General features: G+C 54.0%; 1 protein-coding gene. It reads right to left on the bottom strand.

Going from position 1 to position 806, the window contains the following annotated elements:
- The coding region (locus QMA04_RS18160; protein WP_290187270.1) for a citrate/2-methylcitrate synthase at positions 1-806 on the bottom strand (806 nt) is incomplete at both ends.

Below are 806 nucleotides of genomic sequence, written 5' to 3'. Positions count from 1 at the left end.
AATTTCTGGGACATTTCACGCAAGTGCTTCGCACGCGGGTCGCCATTGCGGTAGACACGGTGGCCGAAGCCCATGATTTTTTCTTTGTTCGCCAGTTTTTCGTTGATGACCGCTTCCACGTTGTCGACAGAACCGATTTCCGTCAGCATCTTCATCACCTGTTCGTTGGCGCCGCCGTGAAGCGGGCCTTTCAAGGCGCCGATGGCTGCCGTGACGCCGGAATAGACGTCAGACAATGTTGCCACAGCCACACGCGCCGTGAACGTCGATGCGTTCAATTCGTGGTCGGCATGAAGCACCAACGCTTTGTTGAACGCTTCTTCTTCCACTGCTTCCGGCAGGTTGCCGGACAGCATGTACAGGAAGTTCGCCGCAAAGCTCAAGTCCGATTTGGGTGCAATCGGATCCTGGCCATTGCGGATGCGGCCGAAAGCCGTCACAAGCGTCGAAATCTTCGCCTGGATCTTGATGGCTTTGCGGTAGTTCGCTTCCGGCTCCATTACTTCTGCCTCTTCGTCGAACAGGCCAAGCATGGAAACTGCCGTGCGGAGTGCCGCCATCGGGTGAACCGATTTGATGTCGTATGTTTTAAAGTGGTCCAGCACAGCCTGTGGAACCGCCATGTTGTCTGCCAATTGCTGCTTCAGTTCCGCCAATTCGTCTGCTTTTGGCAACCGTTGGTGCCACAGCAGATAAATCACTTCTTCAAAGCTCGCGTTTACGGCCAAGTCATCAATATCGTAGCCGACATATGTAAGTGTGTCATCAATGATCGAGCTGATCGCGGATTGGGTTGCTACTACACC

The organism is Planococcus sp. APC 3900, assembly GCF_030407735.1.
Classification (GTDB): Bacteria; Bacillota; Bacilli; order Bacillales_A; family Planococcaceae; genus Planococcus; species Planococcus notacanthi.
This window is presented reverse-complemented; position numbering and strand designations above follow the sequence as displayed.